The sequence below is a fragment of the Caloramator mitchellensis genome (assembly GCF_001440545.1).
In the GTDB taxonomy this organism is placed as follows: domain Bacteria; phylum Bacillota; class Clostridia; order Clostridiales; family Caloramatoraceae; genus Caloramator; species Caloramator mitchellensis.
In genome coordinates this window covers 1-14231 of the sequence record NZ_LKHP01000017.1, presented here as the reverse complement: position 1 = coordinate 14231, position 14231 = coordinate 1, and the positions used below count along the sequence as shown (strand labels likewise).

Annotated in this window: 30 protein-coding genes; 6 read left to right on the top strand and 24 right to left on the bottom strand. The window is 31.4% G+C overall.

Going from position 1 to position 14231, the window contains the following annotated elements; translation table 11 throughout:
• Positions 1–163: 163 nt before the first annotated feature.
• From ABG79_RS10695 to ABG79_RS12615, 22 genes are all read right to left on the bottom strand, one after another.
• Positions 164–688, bottom strand: coding sequence for a hypothetical protein (locus ABG79_RS10695; RefSeq protein ID WP_057979461.1), 525 nt, complete (start codon positions 686–688; stop codon positions 164–166).
• A 10-nt stretch (positions 689–698) separates the two neighbouring features.
• Entirely contained in the window at positions 699–953 is a 255-nt protein-coding gene (locus ABG79_RS10690; RefSeq protein WP_057979460.1) for a hypothetical protein, read from the bottom strand.
• Entirely contained in the window at positions 947–1201 is a 255-nt protein-coding gene (locus ABG79_RS10685; RefSeq protein WP_057979459.1) for a hypothetical protein, read from the bottom strand. The genes ABG79_RS10690 and ABG79_RS10685 overlap by 7 nt, the downstream gene beginning before the upstream one ends.
• A gap of 13 nt (positions 1202–1214) precedes the next feature.
• Complete coding sequence (locus tag ABG79_RS10680; protein WP_057979458.1) at positions 1215–1577, bottom strand: hypothetical protein; 363 nt, start codon at positions 1575–1577, stop codon at positions 1215–1217.
• Entirely contained in the window at positions 1574–2113 is a 540-nt protein-coding gene (locus ABG79_RS10675) for a DUF5651 domain-containing protein (protein WP_057979457.1), read from the bottom strand. The genes ABG79_RS10680 and ABG79_RS10675 overlap by 4 nt, the downstream gene beginning before the upstream one ends.
• Positions 2106–2615 (bottom strand): putative PDDEXK endonuclease, encoded by a 510-nt coding sequence (locus tag ABG79_RS10670; protein WP_200956816.1) that lies wholly within the window; start codon positions 2613–2615, stop codon positions 2106–2108. The genes ABG79_RS10675 and ABG79_RS10670 overlap by 8 nt, the downstream gene beginning before the upstream one ends.
• A 14-nt stretch (positions 2616–2629) precedes the next feature.
• A complete protein-coding gene (locus tag ABG79_RS10665; RefSeq protein WP_083490422.1) occupies positions 2630–2920 on the bottom strand; it encodes a hypothetical protein in 291 nt (96 codons plus the stop codon).
• The gene (locus tag ABG79_RS12550) at positions 2889–3044 is read right to left on the bottom strand and encodes a hypothetical protein (protein ID WP_160318241.1); all 156 of its coding nucleotides are present in this window, start codon (positions 3042–3044) and stop codon (positions 2889–2891) included. Before ABG79_RS12550 ends, ABG79_RS10665 begins: the two co-directional genes overlap by 32 nt.
• Positions 3041–3457, bottom strand: a complete 417-nt coding sequence (locus tag ABG79_RS10660) for a nucleotidyltransferase family protein (RefSeq protein ID WP_057979455.1) — start codon at positions 3455–3457, stop codon at positions 3041–3043. Before ABG79_RS10660 ends, ABG79_RS12550 begins: the two co-directional genes overlap by 4 nt.
• Before the next feature lie 14 nt (positions 3458–3471).
• On the bottom strand, positions 3472–3882 hold the full coding sequence (locus tag ABG79_RS10655) for a single-stranded DNA-binding protein (protein WP_057979454.1): 411 nt from the start codon (positions 3880–3882) through the stop codon (positions 3472–3474).
• Positions 3875–4057, bottom strand: coding sequence for a hypothetical protein (locus ABG79_RS10650; protein WP_057979453.1), 183 nt, complete (start codon positions 4055–4057; stop codon positions 3875–3877). Before ABG79_RS10650 ends, ABG79_RS10655 begins: the two co-directional genes overlap by 8 nt.
• 6 nt (positions 4058–4063) lie before the next feature.
• Complete coding sequence (locus ABG79_RS12620) at positions 4064–4864, bottom strand: hypothetical protein (RefSeq protein WP_083490421.1); 801 nt, start codon at positions 4862–4864, stop codon at positions 4064–4066.
• A 46-nt stretch (positions 4865–4910) separates the two neighbouring features.
• Positions 4911–5300 (bottom strand): hypothetical protein, encoded by a 390-nt coding sequence (locus ABG79_RS10640; RefSeq protein ID WP_057979452.1) that lies wholly within the window; start codon positions 5298–5300, stop codon positions 4911–4913.
• Between the two features lies 1 nt (position 5301).
• On the bottom strand, positions 5302–6093 hold the full coding sequence (locus ABG79_RS10635; protein WP_057979451.1) for a Rha family transcriptional regulator: 792 nt from the start codon (positions 6091–6093) through the stop codon (positions 5302–5304).
• A gap of 21 nt (positions 6094–6114) precedes the next feature.
• Positions 6115–6381, bottom strand: a complete 267-nt coding sequence (locus tag ABG79_RS10630) for a hypothetical protein (protein ID WP_057979450.1) — start codon at positions 6379–6381, stop codon at positions 6115–6117.
• Between the two features lie 3 nt (positions 6382–6384).
• Positions 6385–6660, bottom strand: coding sequence for a LysM peptidoglycan-binding domain-containing protein (locus ABG79_RS10625; protein ID WP_057979449.1), 276 nt, complete (start codon positions 6658–6660; stop codon positions 6385–6387).
• A gap of 117 nt (positions 6661–6777) precedes the next feature.
• The gene (locus ABG79_RS10620; RefSeq protein ID WP_057979448.1) at positions 6778–7275 is read right to left on the bottom strand and encodes a hypothetical protein; all 498 of its coding nucleotides are present in this window, start codon (positions 7273–7275) and stop codon (positions 6778–6780) included.
• Between the two features lie 11 nt (positions 7276–7286).
• Positions 7287–7460, bottom strand: a complete 174-nt coding sequence (locus ABG79_RS12545; protein WP_160318240.1) for a hypothetical protein — start codon at positions 7458–7460, stop codon at positions 7287–7289.
• Between the two features lie 4 nt (positions 7461–7464).
• Positions 7465–7650 (bottom strand): hypothetical protein, encoded by a 186-nt coding sequence (locus ABG79_RS10615; RefSeq protein WP_057979447.1) that lies wholly within the window; start codon positions 7648–7650, stop codon positions 7465–7467.
• A 49-nt stretch (positions 7651–7699) separates the two neighbouring features.
• Complete coding sequence (locus tag ABG79_RS10610; protein ID WP_160318239.1) at positions 7700–7936, bottom strand: hypothetical protein; 237 nt, start codon at positions 7934–7936, stop codon at positions 7700–7702.
• Entirely contained in the window at positions 7933–8085 is a 153-nt protein-coding gene (locus tag ABG79_RS12540; RefSeq protein WP_160318238.1) for a hypothetical protein, read from the bottom strand. The genes ABG79_RS10610 and ABG79_RS12540 overlap by 4 nt, the downstream gene beginning before the upstream one ends.
• Positions 8086–8087: 2 nt before the next feature.
• Positions 8088–8231, bottom strand: a complete 144-nt coding sequence (locus tag ABG79_RS12615; protein ID WP_200956815.1) for a hypothetical protein — start codon at positions 8229–8231, stop codon at positions 8088–8090.
• 126 nt (positions 8232–8357) lie between these two features.
• On the opposite strand from ABG79_RS12615, the gene ABG79_RS10605 reads away from it, so the two are divergent.
• A complete protein-coding gene (locus tag ABG79_RS10605) occupies positions 8358–8681 on the top strand; it encodes a hypothetical protein (protein WP_057979445.1) in 324 nt (107 codons plus the stop codon).
• Here ABG79_RS10605 and ABG79_RS12535 read toward each other — a convergent pair.
• Together ABG79_RS12535 and ABG79_RS10600 are read right to left on the bottom strand one after the other, a co-directional pair.
• Positions 8678–8830 carry a hypothetical protein gene (locus tag ABG79_RS12535; RefSeq protein WP_160318237.1) on the bottom strand — a complete coding sequence of 51 codons (153 nt, stop codon included), beginning with the start codon at positions 8828–8830 and terminating at the stop codon, positions 8678–8680. The genes ABG79_RS10605 and ABG79_RS12535 overlap by 4 nt on opposite strands.
• 51 nt (positions 8831–8881) lie before the next feature.
• The gene (locus ABG79_RS10600; protein WP_057979444.1) at positions 8882–9124 is read right to left on the bottom strand and encodes a helix-turn-helix domain-containing protein; all 243 of its coding nucleotides are present in this window, start codon (positions 9122–9124) and stop codon (positions 8882–8884) included.
• A gap of 164 nt (positions 9125–9288) precedes the next feature.
• Here ABG79_RS10600 and ABG79_RS10595 point away from each other — a divergent pair, with 164 nt between their 5' ends.
• From ABG79_RS10595 to ABG79_RS10575, 5 genes are all read left to right on the top strand, one after another.
• A complete protein-coding gene (locus ABG79_RS10595; protein WP_057979443.1) occupies positions 9289–9768 on the top strand; it encodes a helix-turn-helix domain-containing protein in 480 nt (159 codons plus the stop codon).
• 60 nt (positions 9769–9828) lie between these two features.
• Entirely contained in the window at positions 9829–10872 is a 1044-nt protein-coding gene (locus tag ABG79_RS10590) for a tetratricopeptide repeat protein (protein ID WP_057979442.1), read from the top strand.
• Positions 10873–10959: 87 nt separating this feature from the next.
• Positions 10960–11382: an ImmA/IrrE family metallo-endopeptidase gene (locus ABG79_RS10585; RefSeq protein ID WP_160318236.1), complete on the top strand. Its 423-nt coding sequence runs from the start codon at positions 10960–10962 to the stop codon at positions 11380–11382.
• 94 nt (positions 11383–11476) lie between these two features.
• The gene (locus tag ABG79_RS10580) at positions 11477–12619 is read left to right on the top strand and encodes a type I restriction endonuclease (protein ID WP_057979440.1); all 1143 of its coding nucleotides are present in this window, start codon (positions 11477–11479) and stop codon (positions 12617–12619) included.
• 143 nt (positions 12620–12762) lie between these two features.
• On the top strand, positions 12763–14231 hold a 1469-nt coding region (locus tag ABG79_RS10575; RefSeq protein WP_057979439.1), incomplete at its 3' end, for a recombinase family protein.

Below are 14231 nucleotides of genomic sequence, written 5' to 3'. Positions count from 1 at the left end.
CTATTTCTTCAAAAAACTAAAAAGCAGCCTGGGGGAAAGGCTGCTCACCCGCACAATGCGAGCCCCAGAGTAGCTGTGCTACTCATAAATTTTCTATTTTAATAATAACATATCTAATTTAATCTTGTCCGTCTCAAATTTGTCTCAAAAATGTCTCACATTTTTAACCTATTAAATTAACCCATCTTGCAATATCTTCTATTAGTTCCTCTCTCTTTCTATATACTGTCGCTCTTGCTATATTAAGTATATATGCAATTTCGTCTATACTCTTTTTGTCCCCATATTTTAACTCTAAGAATCTTTTATTTTCTTCTGATAACATTAGCAAATTACATTTTAATGTGTAAATTTGCCTTTCTAATTCCCTTATCTTTATCCTTTTCTTTAAATATTTTTTTCTTACATAAAACCATTCTTTTTCAAGCTTTTCTATTTCTTTTACTAGTGCCTTCTCTGCATAACTGGTTCCATCATTAGAGGTCTGAATTTTGCTTCTACTGTAGTCTATTCCCATATTTAATTCAGTGTCTATTGAAACTTTTGTTTCCTTTAAGTCTTGCTTTATTTTTTCCTTCTGTTTTTCCAATTCCTTACATTCTTCCTCTAGAGCTTTAATCTTTTTTAAAGTATTGTAATATCTATATAGGTGCCCTTCTGTCTTTCTGAAAACATCGTCTTTAATCATCCTGTCACCTCTATTTCATGCTGATTATTGATTGACCACAAAATTTTGGTTCCTCATTCTTGCACGTTCTTTGTTTGCAGTTCTCCCTTTCTTGGCAATACATACAACAATAATCGCTGCATCCAGCATTTATGTTTATTAAACATTTGTATCTTACCCAATCATAAGCATAATCTTCCTTATCATCCTTTGCTGCTGTCAGAAGAGCCGATAATAAGAAACCAAACATTCCACCTATCATCCAACTTACTATTATCTTTAACATGCTTTTATCCTCCTTACATTACATTTTCTAACCATACTCCCGTTTATAAAGATTTGACCACATTCAAAACAAATTTCTGCATCTTGATTAGCATAACTACATTTGATTAAAGTTCCACCACAACCACATATTTTGTAATTGCTTAGCCTTGCCGCTCTTTCTGAATTTTTATAATATCTTTTTTTGTCGTTCGCCAGGAGGTCAACTATTGCACATGCAGCGTATTTTATTGCTTCTTTATTGTGCATTTTCCTACCTCCTTTAATCTTCTCTCCTTCCGTATTGTTCCTGCTCTTTATATGCCTTACTATACAAGCTCCTTAATATTTCACATTCTTCAATTAAAACATCTACCGCTTTTCTTTCATTTAACACAAGCTGTTCCGCTGCTTTATATCTTGCTTCAAGCCCTGCTGTTTTCATCATTGCATATATTTCACATTCCTTAACTGTTGATTTCTCTAATTTAGCTTCAAGAAATGCTTTTGCATATTCCGCTTTATATTCTCTGGTTGCTTGCCTATATTCTTCTGCTCTTTGATTCATTCTTTCTCTTGCCTTGCTAAGTTCATCTTTTACCCTCAGAAGCTCTTGTTCGAGCTCCTGAGGAGTTAAGTCCTTCATGTTCCCTTTCTCCTTTTCTTAAATTCCTTATACTCTTTAATTTTCTTTTCATCTCTTTCAATGTTTATTTCATCATAAGCATAGCGACAGTTTCTTTTTTCAAATGAACTATCTGGAACTTCATATTTGTCTAAAAGATCATATAACTTACATTCCTGATGATTCTTCCTGCAATTTTTACAATTGATATCTATTATTTGTTCACACCAGTTATAAAAATCTTCTCTTTCAATTTCAATAAACTTCTGCGTTTCTTCTCTCATTTTTTCTTTATCCTCTGTTTGTATAATTACAACTTCATTTTTTTGCAAGTATTCTGCAACTTTTTTAGCAGTTTTTCTGCTGAGTTCATTTACTTTCATTCCATAAAATTTACCTATGTATGTTTTCGCTAATTTTAAATTTTTCTTTTCTTCTTTAGATATCATCTGCCTTTTATCCCACAAATCAATTATCTTTTCTAGCAACCCCCATATTGTTGCAAGTATAAGGAAATCATTCATTTCATCTGGCTGTAAATAATCTCTTTTAAACATCATTATCACCCCTAATAAGCGAAATAAATTCCTCTAATGTCATACATACTAACCAGCTTTTATTGTCCTGCCTCATAAAAAGCATATTACTGTTTTTATCCTGCTCTAACCACTTGTATATTGTGTTTAAGCCAGACTTCCTTCTTTTAACTTCTATCCTCTTTGTGTTACCATTTATATTGCAAACTACATCGCAACTATATTTTTCACTTTTAAGGGCTCCAGAGAGAGGGATTCTTTCTGCTTGTAGCTTATATTTATTGAGTAGCTCTACAACTTCCCTCTCTCCTGTATAACCCTTTCTTTTTGCTCTTTTACCTCTCTTTGAAGCTTCACTTTCCTTTTTCATTTTCTTTGCTATCTTCCTTTCCTCTCTTTGCCTTATTTGTCTTTTACAAAGGATTCTTTTATCTTCTGGATAATATAAGCTATAGTCTTCACATATCCAACACTTACCTTGTTCAAAATTTTTACAATTCTCTTTTACCTCACATTCTTTCAAGCTTGTCCCTCCTCTTAATCAACGTCTATATAAAGCACTTTTTTATATCTCCAACCTCTTTGTAATAGCTTTAAATTATGTTTTTCTATTGCCTTTCTAATGTTCACCCCTTCATGACTTAGCTTGTCCAACAATCCAATGCAAACTTGAATTACATCCAATGTTTCTGCTATTAATTTTTCTTTCTCCCCTACTTCTAGCTCTATTGCTTCTATTTCAGTTTTAATTTCCATCACTTCTTCTACAAGTTTGTTAAATATATCAGAATATGTTTCATTTTCTTTCTTCAACACCAGCAGCTCCATTATCTTTCCTCCCTAACTTTTCTTTTACAATCTCTATCGACTTTTCAAGTGTGTATCCTTCGAAATACAGCTTTGCTATCTCTTTTAATTCCTCTTCAATCAGTTTATCATTACCCCAATTCATCTTCCCACCACTTTTATTTTGTATTGCTGAGCTAATATTAACAGCTCCTTGACCGTTCCTATATAATTACACTCTATTGCTATATCTAATAAATCGTTTTTAGCTATTCCTTTTCCTTTCAACTTTTTTAGTTCAGAGTAGATATCTTTACATTGTTTTGGTCTCCCAACACTTGAATTTTCTATAATTATTGGCCTTTTGATACCCCTTTTCATCTCGTAAACCTTAATTATCCATTTTCTATCGTATACGTATCTAAGTTCTATCTCTGCCCCTAGTTTTCTAAGTTCATTTATCAAGTCATCTAAAGTTGGTGATTTTATTTTTAAAATGTTTAATATATCCCTTCCTTTAAGGGTTTTGTTTTTCTGAAACATTTGATGGAGCTCCGCTAATTTCACCTGTTTCGTCATGTTCATTCCCCCAATTAGAATTGATTTTCTTCCCAAGGTGGCAACTCTTCCCCTTCAATTGGTATAAATCCGTCATTGTCGGTTTGTTGTCGGTTTGTTGTCGGTTTAGGTCTGTCTAAAAACTTCACTTCGTCTGCGACAACTTCTGTTTTATATCTCTTTGTCCCATCTTGTGCAGTGTATGAGCTTGTTTGTATTGCTCCTGATACCGCAACAAGCCTTCCTTTAGTGAGATTGTTAGCAACCAGCTCTGCAAGTTTTCTGAAACATACAACTGGAATAAAATCTGCTTCTCTCTCTCCTTGTGCATTTTTATAGTTTCTATCTACTGCAATTGTAAAATTCGCAATTGCTATGCCTTCACCTGCTGTATATCTTATCTCAGGGTCCTTTGTTAATCTTCCTATGCCTACCCAATTATTCATTCTCTATCTCCTCCCAGCAAATGTCGCATATATCTTCCCATTCTCCACCATAATTTTTGCTTCTCCAGCCATTCTCTCGCATATATTTGATTGCTTCGTCATAGCTGTCAAATTCGTATTCTTCTCCACACATATTACAAACTAATATGTGTTTACCGTATTGTTTATCTATCATTACTCTTTACCCCCTCCCTAATAAATCTTTTTCCAACTCTGCTATATTGTATTTTCTCTGTCCGCCATAGTTAGCAAACCAATTTTTGTCCTTGCTAACAACATTGTTTTGATTAAGTTGTTTATCAGCCTTTGGAATGTCACTTTTTTCTTTCTGAGCCTTGTCTACTACCCAATTTAAGATAGCCCTGTAATCTGATTTGTATTTTTTTCCCGATGCACCTTTATAGTTGTCCAATATTTCAATCATACGCATAGTCATTTCTTCACCATAAGTGCTGACTAAACTTTCATACTCAGCATTGGTCATGGTGACAAATTCAGCGTATATATTTTTATTTTCTTTTTGTTTATGTTTTAGTTTATGTTTTAGTTTATGTTTATATAGGTCATCAGTTTGGGTATCAGTTTGGGTATCAGTTTGGGTATCAGTTTGGGTATCAGTTTGGGTATCAAAATTTGATACCCATCCATTTTGGGTATCAACTTGGGTATCAATTTTTGATACCGTTTCTTGCTCTTCATCGTATAAAATTACTATATGATACTTTGTTATGTCATTTTTCTTATTACCTGCTTTAAAATCTATTAACCCTTTTTGTTTTAGTTCGTTTCTTGCTGCTTTTAATGTGTTTTCGCTTATCCCTAAAAGTCCACAAATGGACTGATTGGTTCGCTGGAACCAGTCCAACCATCCGCATCTATTGTTAATCATTAGTAATGTATGATATAACGAATTAGCGGATACAGTCAGTCTATTCTCTTGTAACCAATCGTATAGGGCTTTAAGTTGTTTTATGTAGTTCAACTTCTTCACCTGCCTTTTGTTACTGGAGCAGGGCCTCCTGCTCCGGTTACATCTTTGTGAACATCTCCATAACTTTATCTTCTAATCTCTCAAGTGTGTATTTTATATCTAAATAACTCTTCAAATATTCATCAATGTTGTCTATAATATCCCAAATTTTATCTATCCCTAATGATTTTATGACTAAATACCATGCTTCATTTACTTTATCGTAGTCCTCCCCATTTATAAGAACATTATTAAGGTGTTCCACCATTTCTTTTATAGTAAATTCTAAAAATCTTTCAGGTATATAACTTTTGCAGCAGTTATAAGCTGTAAATAAGGCAAGTAGATGAATTATTTCATCTTCTTTCTCACGACCTGATATATGTTGAATAAATATGTCTATCTTATCTTCCAGCGGTAAATCCTCGAATCTTTGAATTTCTTTCATATTACATAGCCTCCTTATTCATTTTTACTCCATACTTAATAGCCATTTCCTTAACAATTGCTATATAAATCTCTCTTAGCCTTTTGTTGTTATCAATGACATCTAAATAATTCAATTCATTTATAACTTTCTTTGGTGCTCCACTGGTTTCTGCTCTTTTTATTGCGTTTTCCAACAATTTTTCTAAATTGCATCCTGCTCTTTTCTCAAGTTCTAAATACGCTTCATTCTTTGGTCTCTTATAATCTCCTAATTGTCCACCTATTTTGTTAAGAATAAGGTTGGTTTTCTTTCTCCAATCGTCCTTTGGATTTATTGCAATTACATCTTTGATTGTTATAACTTGTTCTTTAGTTTCTTTAATTTCCTCCCTTAATCTTTTTTGCTCAAGCTCACTAGTTGCTAATGCTTGAAAGAGTTGATTAAACATTTGTAGATGAGGACTTAATTGTCTTACATCAACTTGATTCTTAAGCTGTTCTTCCATTTTATTAAAAGCTTCAATATATTTGAGTTTCCACTCTAAAGCTCTTTGACCTGTAAATCCCATAACTAATAAACTAAAACCATCTCTTGTTAGCAGGTATTCTGGATACCATTGTTTGTTTTGTTCGTGTTGATACTTGCTTTCTATAAAATAGCCTGCGGAAAATTCCGCACCCCCCATTTGTTCTGTTAACCCTCTAATTGTTTCTAAGATATCCCTGTGATTTTTCTCAAAATTCTCTGCAACTTCCCTGCTGCTAACAACTAAAACTCCATGATTGTTTCTAACGTTAATTAAATCTTTCATTTGTAACCCCTCCATCATTTTTTATTCCCAATACAGTTTACTCCCTTTATCTCTTAGAGTTTTCAATTCAACACTTTCACCACATTCTGTGCATCTCATTACATTTAAGAAATAGTTTTTTGCATCTGCGTGGTATAAAAGATTAAATGTGCTACTTCCACAAACACATGTAAATTTGTTGTTTTTTATTTTCAACTCCCCAGTAACAAATTTTTCGCTTCCACATTCACAATGTTTGTCAGTGTTCTTAATTTCTTTTGTGCATTTCAAACAATATGTTTTCACCATTTCCTATTCCCCCTCTGTTGGAATTTCAATAACTTGCCCCTCATATATAAGAGGTGTTATATTGTTATGTTCTCTTATTTCATGTATAAGCCTTCTTGGGTCCTTATCTGTATATTTCTTTGCTATGTTCCAAAGAGTATCCCCTGCTTGAACTACATATGTTTCATATTTCAAATTTTTTTCTTTTTTAGTTGCATAAGTTCTATTCATGATGGATATAATAGTAAAAGAGGAAACTATGCAAATTGCCAGTATAAAAAGCAGTTTCTTTTTTAACAACTTAATAACCCCCTTTTTTCCCACATGGGAAATATGGTATAATTGAGGGTGAAGGGAGCTCCCAACTCCCATTCACCAAACGGACCACAGAAAGAGCCCTTTTGCCCAGGGCTTTTTCTATTGCCCTTCAATCTTCTTTTCTGTCTTTTGGCAATTTTGGCATAATGTTTTGCCATAATATTGTTCAGAATATGCTTTTACTGCTTTTGTTATTGTTGCTCCACATTTTGAACATTTCATATCATTGTTTGTTGTTTGTTCTTTTTTCTTTAGTTGCTCTTGTTGCTCAACTGCTCTTTGCACTTCCTCTTTTGAAGCTACTGCTTTCTTCACTTCAAAACCTAAAAGTGCCAATGCTCTACCAACAGCTGAAGTTTCGCAATTCTCAACTACACTTGTTTTATTTATATAACTGCTATCTTCCTTCTCATATGCGTGAGCTATTGCAGGCCTAATATCATCAGGATGTCTATATGCATAAGCTCTCATTAGAATCAATCCATTTTCCCATTTCAATATTTCTGTTTGTATTGAACCTTCTGGATATTTCTCATAAAATTTTATAATTCGTTCATTAACTTCAATATAATCATTTAAAAAATTTTCTTTTGCCATTTATCTCCCTCCTAAAACAAATCTTCTTCATCAACTATGCCTGACACTCTACCATGCTTGAGAATCATGCTATCTTCCATTTCCATGTCTAATAGCATGAGTTCTTTTTCGTCTCCCCTCATTTCTGCTAGTGCCATACGCCTTGCAAAATCTTCCCTTATTTCTCTGATTCTGCTTAAGTCCATAACCTTACCTCCCAACGTATTCGAATTTTATGGATGTTTTTTCTAGCTGTTCAATTTTGCTTTTCAGCTCGTTATTTTCCCACTGGAGCATAACGTTTTTATAGTACAGGTCCACAAGTTCAGCGTCTTTGTTTTTGATTGCTTCTAAAAGCATGTCATTCATTGCTTTTAGCCTTTGCATTTCGTTCATTACTTTACCTCCTTTGTTGGAAAGATTTTGCAGGATTTTCCTCCCTAATTTATTTACATAATTCAAAAACTGCTGTGATGATTTCATATTCTGTTAATGACATTGCTAAATTATTGTTAAACCTGTTAATTAAATTGTTAATATCCATTCTTTCAAATTCTTCTTTTATTGATATCAACTTTCTAATATGTTTTTCTTGTAGCTTTAAATCTTTCGGCTGGGCTTTCTTCTCAAGTTCAGCCACTCTTTTTCCAAGCTCTGCTACTCTTTGTTCTAAGTTCATCACTTTGCACCTCCTTCAGCTTCTATATTTTTCTTTAGGATATTCACCATAGGTTTCAAATAAGATTCTTCTGACATTTCTTCTTTGCCTATAACTTCAATTGTCTTGTTATTGTCTTTACTATCAATGATGCTGATTAGGAGAACTTCCAATGTTACCCCTCCTTTTTTATTATTAATGTTGCAATAACACTACACCTTGTGCATTTCACTTCTACAGCCAACGAACCCTTTAACCTATATTTAAATAATAGTTTGTTACATTTGGGGCATCTAAAGTCATCCATGTTCTCTAACATATTTATTCCTCCTCTTTATGCCCCTCATCTCCCTTTTCCACGAAACCCAATTCTTATTAAATTTTTATTTAGCAGGATTTTCCTCTTTCTTGTAGAATTTTTTTACAAGAAAGGAGGTGAATAGGTATGTCATATAAAATTAAAGGTTTTGACGAATTTAGTAAAAATCTTAAAAAGATTGAAGACAATCTAAAAGAACTCGAGAAAAATAATACTGTAAGTTTCGATGAACTATTTAACAGTCAATTTATGAGCCGATACACTAATTTTTCAAGCTTTGAAGAGTTACTTTCTTATGGTGGCTTTGAAGTAAACTCCCAGGAAGATTTTGAAGCAATACCAGATAATAAAATGGATGAAGTTGTTCGGAAAACAACTACTTTTTCTTCTTGGGAAGAAATGCTTTCTAAAGCTGCAGAAACTTATATAGCTAAGAAATTAGACTTCTAATCTACCTTTAAGCCGACTTGAATTTCACTCAATTTAGTAGTGATATTTTCAAGTCGGTTTATTGCTTTGTTAAATTCCTCAATTGCTTCAACTAATTCTTTTAGCAGGCTACTATCTTCTAAATTAACTTTAACTTTTAGTTCCTTCATTCTCCCACACCTCCTTCCATCATCTTTTTTTATATTCTGCATAAACTATTGTTAGGCAGAGGATGTAGTGTCACTTTGTTGCACCATTTTTAGTAAAAAAAATTTTTCTAAATCTTGATTAGGAAAAGCTGCTTTAAAACCTGCTATAAATTGTTCTCCTGGAACACATTGTTGTTTAAGAACTCTCCAAAGTTGAGTTCTTGAAACCCCTATTTTTGCGGCTAATTGACTATAGTTTAATCCTAATGATTGCTGCAATTTATTAAACTCATTTATATTCGCAACTAATGCCATATTATCACCTCCATTTTGTTGCTTTTATGTGACACTTTTATTATAACCTATATTGTGGCATTTATGCAACACTTTTTTTGAAAATTTTATAAAATTATGTTTCTTGTGTGCAACATATTTGATATAATTATTTTAGAACAAGGGCAAGGAGGAGAAATTGAGATATGATATATAAAAAAGAAAATGAAGCCTTTGGTGATTATGTTGTCAGACTAAGGCAAAGCAAAGGTTACAGCCAAAGGAAATTAGCACAAATAACAGGTTTAAGTAATACTACTATTAGTAGAATAGAAAGTGGAGTTACAGAAAAGCCCGACGCTGACACGATTAAAATTCTTGCTCGATGTTTAAATGTAGATGAGGAATATATGTTTAGAGCTGCTGGTTATATAGAGAAAGATTATACAGAAAAAACTGAATCCTCAACTCTTCAACTTACTGCTAAAGAAGAAAAAGATATTGCTAAAAGACTTGAAAAAATGAAAGAAGATTTACTTAAACAACAAGGATTAATGTTTAACGGAGAGCCTGCATCTCCAGAAGCTATTGAAAGTATTTTAGCAGCATTAGAATTTGGTATGAGGCAGGCTAAAATAATCAATAAAAAATATACTCCTAAAAAGTATAGAAAAGATAATGAATAATATTATTAAGTGTGTTTAATAATTTAATTTTAAAATGTTTTATTAAAAGGGGTTGGAAATGTGAAATTTATAAAGGCAAATGATGACTTTATCGTTGCAAAATGTCCAAACTGTGGAAATATCAAACACATACTTAAAAATACTTGTTTCCCATCCAAAGAAGGTTTCATTTTAAACCTACCAGTTTCGTGTGAATGTGGTTGCGTCTATGATACTATTACTAATCCTAATGTTAAATCAGGCAAAAGCTTAAATTTTATAACAAAAATACTAAATATATTTGCTCACAAATCAATAAATATCTCATCACAAGAAGAAAAATACAATGATAAAAAAGGTAGTAATACATCCCCAAATTACAGTAACACAAGCAAAGAAATCAATTTAAATAATTTATCTAATAATGCAAAACTTGAACTCGCTAAAATTTTATTTGATAGTTTAAAATTAAGTGTTGGATTTGGAAATTCTAATTCACAATTAAACAAAATTGCAGAAAAAATCCTTAAAGAAGCTAAAGATAGGCATAAAATTTTAGATAAAATTATTGAACTATGTAAAGATATAGATGACCCTAAAGCTTATTTAATAGTTGGAAGAGCTTATGTTTGGAAAGGAGCTAAGTTCAGAAAAGAAGCAATAAAATATTTAGAAAAATATTTAATAAATCCTACTGAAGATAGTTATGAAAAAGGATATGTTACTCGAGATGGGGAAAACGTAAAAATAACCTTAGAAATTCATTTGTTTTGGGTATATAGCGACCTAGGCAAATGTTATGAAGGAGAATATGACTTTGACAATGCTTTAAGATGTTACAAGTTAGCTAATAAAATGGATCCAGCTATGCCTTCTGGATATATTCGTATTGCACAAATTTATACAAAATTAGGGCAAATAGATGAAGCTATTAAACTCTTAGAACAAGCAAAAAAAACACCATATTATCAACCTAAAAAAGTAAAAAATGTATTAGATAATTCGTATCATATTGATGATTCTTTTAAAGTTGTAATTGATAATTCGTTAAAAGATTTTATAAATAAAAAAGAAAAAGGCTATGTTTATAGACCTCGAAAAATAAAGCACAATATTGTGGAGTGAGTAAAATGATATTTTCAAAGTATTATTTAAAATTATGAATAATTTCCCCTTGGGTTATATGGTCGCCATTTTGGGGAGGGGATTATTTTGAATTATATTAAAACTAAGGTTGATGAATTAGTTAAAAAATACAAAACTAATAATCCTTTTGAACTTGCTGATTTTTTAGGCATTACCGCTGTAAATTGGGACTTCCCATCAGAAATTAAGGGGATTTACCAGTATGAAAAGCGAAATAAATTTATTTACTTGAATAAGCAATTAACATATTCAGAAAGCCTTTATGTTTGCGGCCATGAAATTGGACATGCTATTCTACACACTAAAATAAACTGCACATTTTTGAAGCAATACACATTACTCAGCACTAATAAATTAGAAAACGAAGCAAATCTATTTAGTTCATACCTGCTTATTCCCGATGAAACATTAAAACAATACGAAGGTTATTCTATAGAACAAATTGCCGCAATATTCTGCATACCATCAGAGTTATTAATAATAAGATAGTATTAAAATATAGGCGACCAAAATTCGAGAGCCTTTGAGCACCAACCTAATAAATGTAAATAATATAGATTTAATATATAATGGAGGTATTTAAATGGGTTTTAAAGAAGAAATTCAAAAACTTTCTATTCAAATCATTGAACGAAGAGTTCATGTTACTAATGAAGAAATGACAAAACAGGCTCTTATTATTCCATTTATTCAAGTTTTAGGTTATGACGTTTTTAATCCTCTTGAAGTAAGACCTGAATACTTAGCTGATTTTGGTAAAAAGAAAGGCGAAAAAGTAGATTATGCACTTTTTAAAGATGGTGTTCCTGTTGCCTTTATAGAAGCAAAACCCGTGAATGAAAATTTAACAAATCATGATGCTCAATTATCACGTTATTTCAACGCAGTTCAAGAAGTTAAACTTGGAATTCTAACAAATGGGGTAGAATATAAATTTTTTACAGACTTATCTGCGGATAATATAATGGATGAAAAACCTTTTTTAGTTGTTGACATTACAAATTTAAATGATTCTGATATAGATAATTTATCTAAATTTAAAAAAGATTCTTTTGATAAAGATTCACTTGTAAAATATGCAGAAGAACTTGTTTACACCTCTGCTTTAAATGATACATTAAAGGAATTACTTAGAAACCCTAACGATGAATTTATTAGGTTTATTATTAAAGATTTTAGTAATTCAAGAATTACTTCAAATGTTATAGAAAGATTTAGGCCCCTTGTTAAAAAAGCAATCTCTAACGCCGTTTTAGATATTGTTAGTAAAGGTTTATATCAACAAGAACTACAAACCACAAATAAAGAACCAGAAACTTTAAATAATGAGACTACTAATGAAAGTCAAAATTCAAATGATGAACAAAGAAAAAAATCAATCCAAACTACTCACGAGGAATTAGCTTCATTTGAAATTATTAAAGACATCATTTTAAGTTCGGGTAAAGATGTTAAAGAGATATATTTTAAAGACACAGTTAATTATTTCTCTGTTTATTATCAAAATATTAATAAATGGTTCTTGAGAATAAACCTTGATTCTAATTTTAAAAATATTATTACACGACTTGATGTTAATTTAGTTGCACAATTATCCAATGGATTTAAAGTTGAGCAAGCTCCTAAAGGCTATGGAGAATCAAGAATTTTTATTAATTCATATCAAGATATAAAAAAATTAAGCAAACTTATTATTGCTAGTTATGAAGATATCGTTAAGCAATAATATACTTGACATTCAAACACTTGTTCGCTAAAATAATATTAGAAACCCAACAGAGATTCATAGAAATCCATTAAGAGGTTCCACGAAACCCAATACACTTTATGTGTGTTGGGTTATTATTTTTTGTCAAAAGGAGGATACTTATGAAAGCCGCAATATACGCAAGATATTCAAGTGATAATCAAAGAGAGGAAAGTATAGATGCTCAAATAAGAGCTATTAAAGATTTTGCAATAAAACAAGGTTTTGAAATAGTTAAGATATATACAGATGAAGCTAAGTCTGCTACATCAGATGATAGACCTCAATTTCTTCAAATGATTAAAGATAGTTCACTTGGAATATTTGATACTGTTATAGTTCATAAACTTGATAGATTTGCTCGTAATAGATATGATTCTGCTTTTTACAAAAGACAACTAAAAAAGAATGGTGTTAGGCTTGTTTCTGTTCTTGAAAACTTAGATGATAGTCCTGAATCAATTATACTTGAATCAGTTTTAGAAGGTATGGCTGAGTATTATTCAAGAAATCTTGCACGAGAAGTTATGAAAGGCATGAAAGAGAATGCTATTAAAGCAAAACATAATGGAGGCACTCCTCCACTTGGATATGATGTAGTTGATGGTAAATATGTAATAAATGAAAAAGAGGCCCAAATTGTAAGATACATTTTTCAAAGATACGCAGAAGAAATTGGATATAAAAAGCTCATACAAGAATTAAAAGCAAGAGGATTTAAAACTAAGCGTGGGAATGATTTTACTCAAGCAAGTTTACATGACATTTTGAAAAACGAAAAATATACAGGATGTTATGTATTCAATAGGCAAGCTAAAAAGGATGTAAACGGGAAAAGAAATCAACACAAATCTAAACCTGATGATGAAATTATCAAGGTTCCTGGAGCTATACCTCAAATTATACCAGTAGAACTTTTTAATAAGATAAAAAAGAGAATGCAGAGCAGGGCTAATGGCAAAAACAAAGCTAAACAAATATATCTTCTTTCTGGTAAAATCTTCTGTGCCAAATGTGGTGCTGCTCTTATAGGGCATACTACGCATATGAAAGGCAAAATTTATCCAAACTATATTTGTGGAACAAAATATAGAACTAAAAACTGTGACTTAAAGGCAGTTAAGAGGGATTATGTTGAAGAAAAAGTTATTGAAAATCTAAAAATTAGTATATTTAATCCAGATGCAATTAAATCGCTTACATCAAAGTTAATTGGCTATTACAATAAAATGATTCATGAGGATGCCGAGGACTTAGAACTACTTGAAGAAAAACTAAAAGAAATACAAAAGAAAATTGATAATATAGTCTCAGCTATTGCAGATGGTATGTATAGTCCTACAATGAAAGTGGCAATGAATAAACTTGAAGAAGAAAAAAATCAAGTAATATCAACTATCCATGAACTTAGGCACAAACTTGAAACTCATTCACTTAATGAAGAATTAATCGAAAAGTATCTCATTAAAGATATGCACCGCTTGCAAAATAAAAATGTTGATGATATCCAAGAAATCATCAACACTTATGTTGACAAAGTAATTGTATATGATGATAAGGTTATTACAAACCTTAGAGTTTTACATATGAG

What these genes read in the sequence shown, in the direction of transcription:
- ABG79_RS10640 (WP_057979452.1), bottom strand. Translation starts at nt 5,300, where the DNA reads ATGAAAGAAATTCAAAGATTCGAGGATTTACCGCTGGAAGATAAGATA.
- ABG79_RS10690 (WP_057979460.1), bottom strand. Translation starts at nt 953, where the DNA reads ATGTTAAAGATAATAGTAAGTTGGATGATAGGTGGAATGTTTGGTTTC.
- ABG79_RS10635 (WP_057979451.1), bottom strand. Translation starts at nt 6,093, where the DNA reads ATGAAAGATTTAATTAACGTTAGAAACAATCATGGAGTTTTAGTTGTT.
- ABG79_RS10605 (WP_057979445.1), top strand. Translation starts at nt 8,358, where the DNA reads ATGTCATATAAAATTAAAGGTTTTGACGAATTTAGTAAAAATCTTAAA.
- ABG79_RS10580 (WP_057979440.1), top strand. Translation starts at nt 11,477, where the DNA reads ATGGGTTTTAAAGAAGAAATTCAAAAACTTTCTATTCAAATCATTGAA.
- ABG79_RS12545 (WP_160318240.1), bottom strand. Translation starts at nt 7,460, where the DNA reads ATGGACTTAAGCAGAATCAGAGAAATAAGGGAAGATTTTGCAAGGCGT.
- ABG79_RS10620 (WP_057979448.1), bottom strand. Translation starts at nt 7,275, where the DNA reads ATGGCAAAAGAAAATTTTTTAAATGATTATATTGAAGTTAATGAACGA.
- ABG79_RS10695 (WP_057979461.1), bottom strand. Translation starts at nt 688, where the DNA reads ATGATTAAAGACGATGTTTTCAGAAAGACAGAAGGGCACCTATATAGA.
- ABG79_RS10660 (WP_057979455.1), bottom strand. Translation starts at nt 3,457, where the DNA reads ATGACGAAACAGGTGAAATTAGCGGAGCTCCATCAAATGTTTCAGAAA.
- ABG79_RS10665 (WP_083490422.1), bottom strand. Translation starts at nt 2,920, where the DNA reads ATGGAGCTGCTGGTGTTGAAGAAAGAAAATGAAACATATTCTGATATA.
- ABG79_RS10615 (WP_057979447.1), bottom strand. Translation starts at nt 7,650, where the DNA reads ATGAACGAAATGCAAAGGCTAAAAGCAATGAATGACATGCTTTTAGAA.
- ABG79_RS10680 (WP_057979458.1), bottom strand. Translation starts at nt 1,577, where the DNA reads ATGAAGGACTTAACTCCTCAGGAGCTCGAACAAGAGCTTCTGAGGGTA.
- ABG79_RS12615 (WP_200956815.1), bottom strand. Translation starts at nt 8,231, where the DNA reads ATGTTAGAGAACATGGATGACTTTAGATGCCCCAAATGTAACAAACTA.
- ABG79_RS10630 (WP_057979450.1), bottom strand. Translation starts at nt 6,381, where the DNA reads ATGGTGAAAACATATTGTTTGAAATGCACAAAAGAAATTAAGAACACT.
- ABG79_RS12535 (WP_160318237.1), bottom strand. Translation starts at nt 8,830, where the DNA reads ATGAAGGAACTAAAAGTTAAAGTTAATTTAGAAGATAGTAGCCTGCTA.
- ABG79_RS12550 (WP_160318241.1), bottom strand. Translation starts at nt 3,044, where the DNA reads ATGAATTGGGGTAATGATAAACTGATTGAAGAGGAATTAAAAGAGATA.
- ABG79_RS10600 (WP_057979444.1), bottom strand. Translation starts at nt 9,124, where the DNA reads ATGGCATTAGTTGCGAATATAAATGAGTTTAATAAATTGCAGCAATCA.
- ABG79_RS10685 (WP_057979459.1), bottom strand. Translation starts at nt 1,201, where the DNA reads ATGCACAATAAAGAAGCAATAAAATACGCTGCATGTGCAATAGTTGAC.
- ABG79_RS10595 (WP_057979443.1), top strand. Translation starts at nt 9,289, where the DNA reads ATGATATATAAAAAAGAAAATGAAGCCTTTGGTGATTATGTTGTCAGA.
- ABG79_RS10650 (WP_057979453.1), bottom strand. Translation starts at nt 4,057, where the DNA reads ATGATAGATAAACAATACGGTAAACACATATTAGTTTGTAATATGTGT.
- ABG79_RS10675 (WP_057979457.1), bottom strand. Translation starts at nt 2,113, where the DNA reads ATGTTTAAAAGAGATTATTTACAGCCAGATGAAATGAATGATTTCCTT.
- ABG79_RS10655 (WP_057979454.1), bottom strand. Translation starts at nt 3,882, where the DNA reads ATGAATAATTGGGTAGGCATAGGAAGATTAACAAAGGACCCTGAGATA.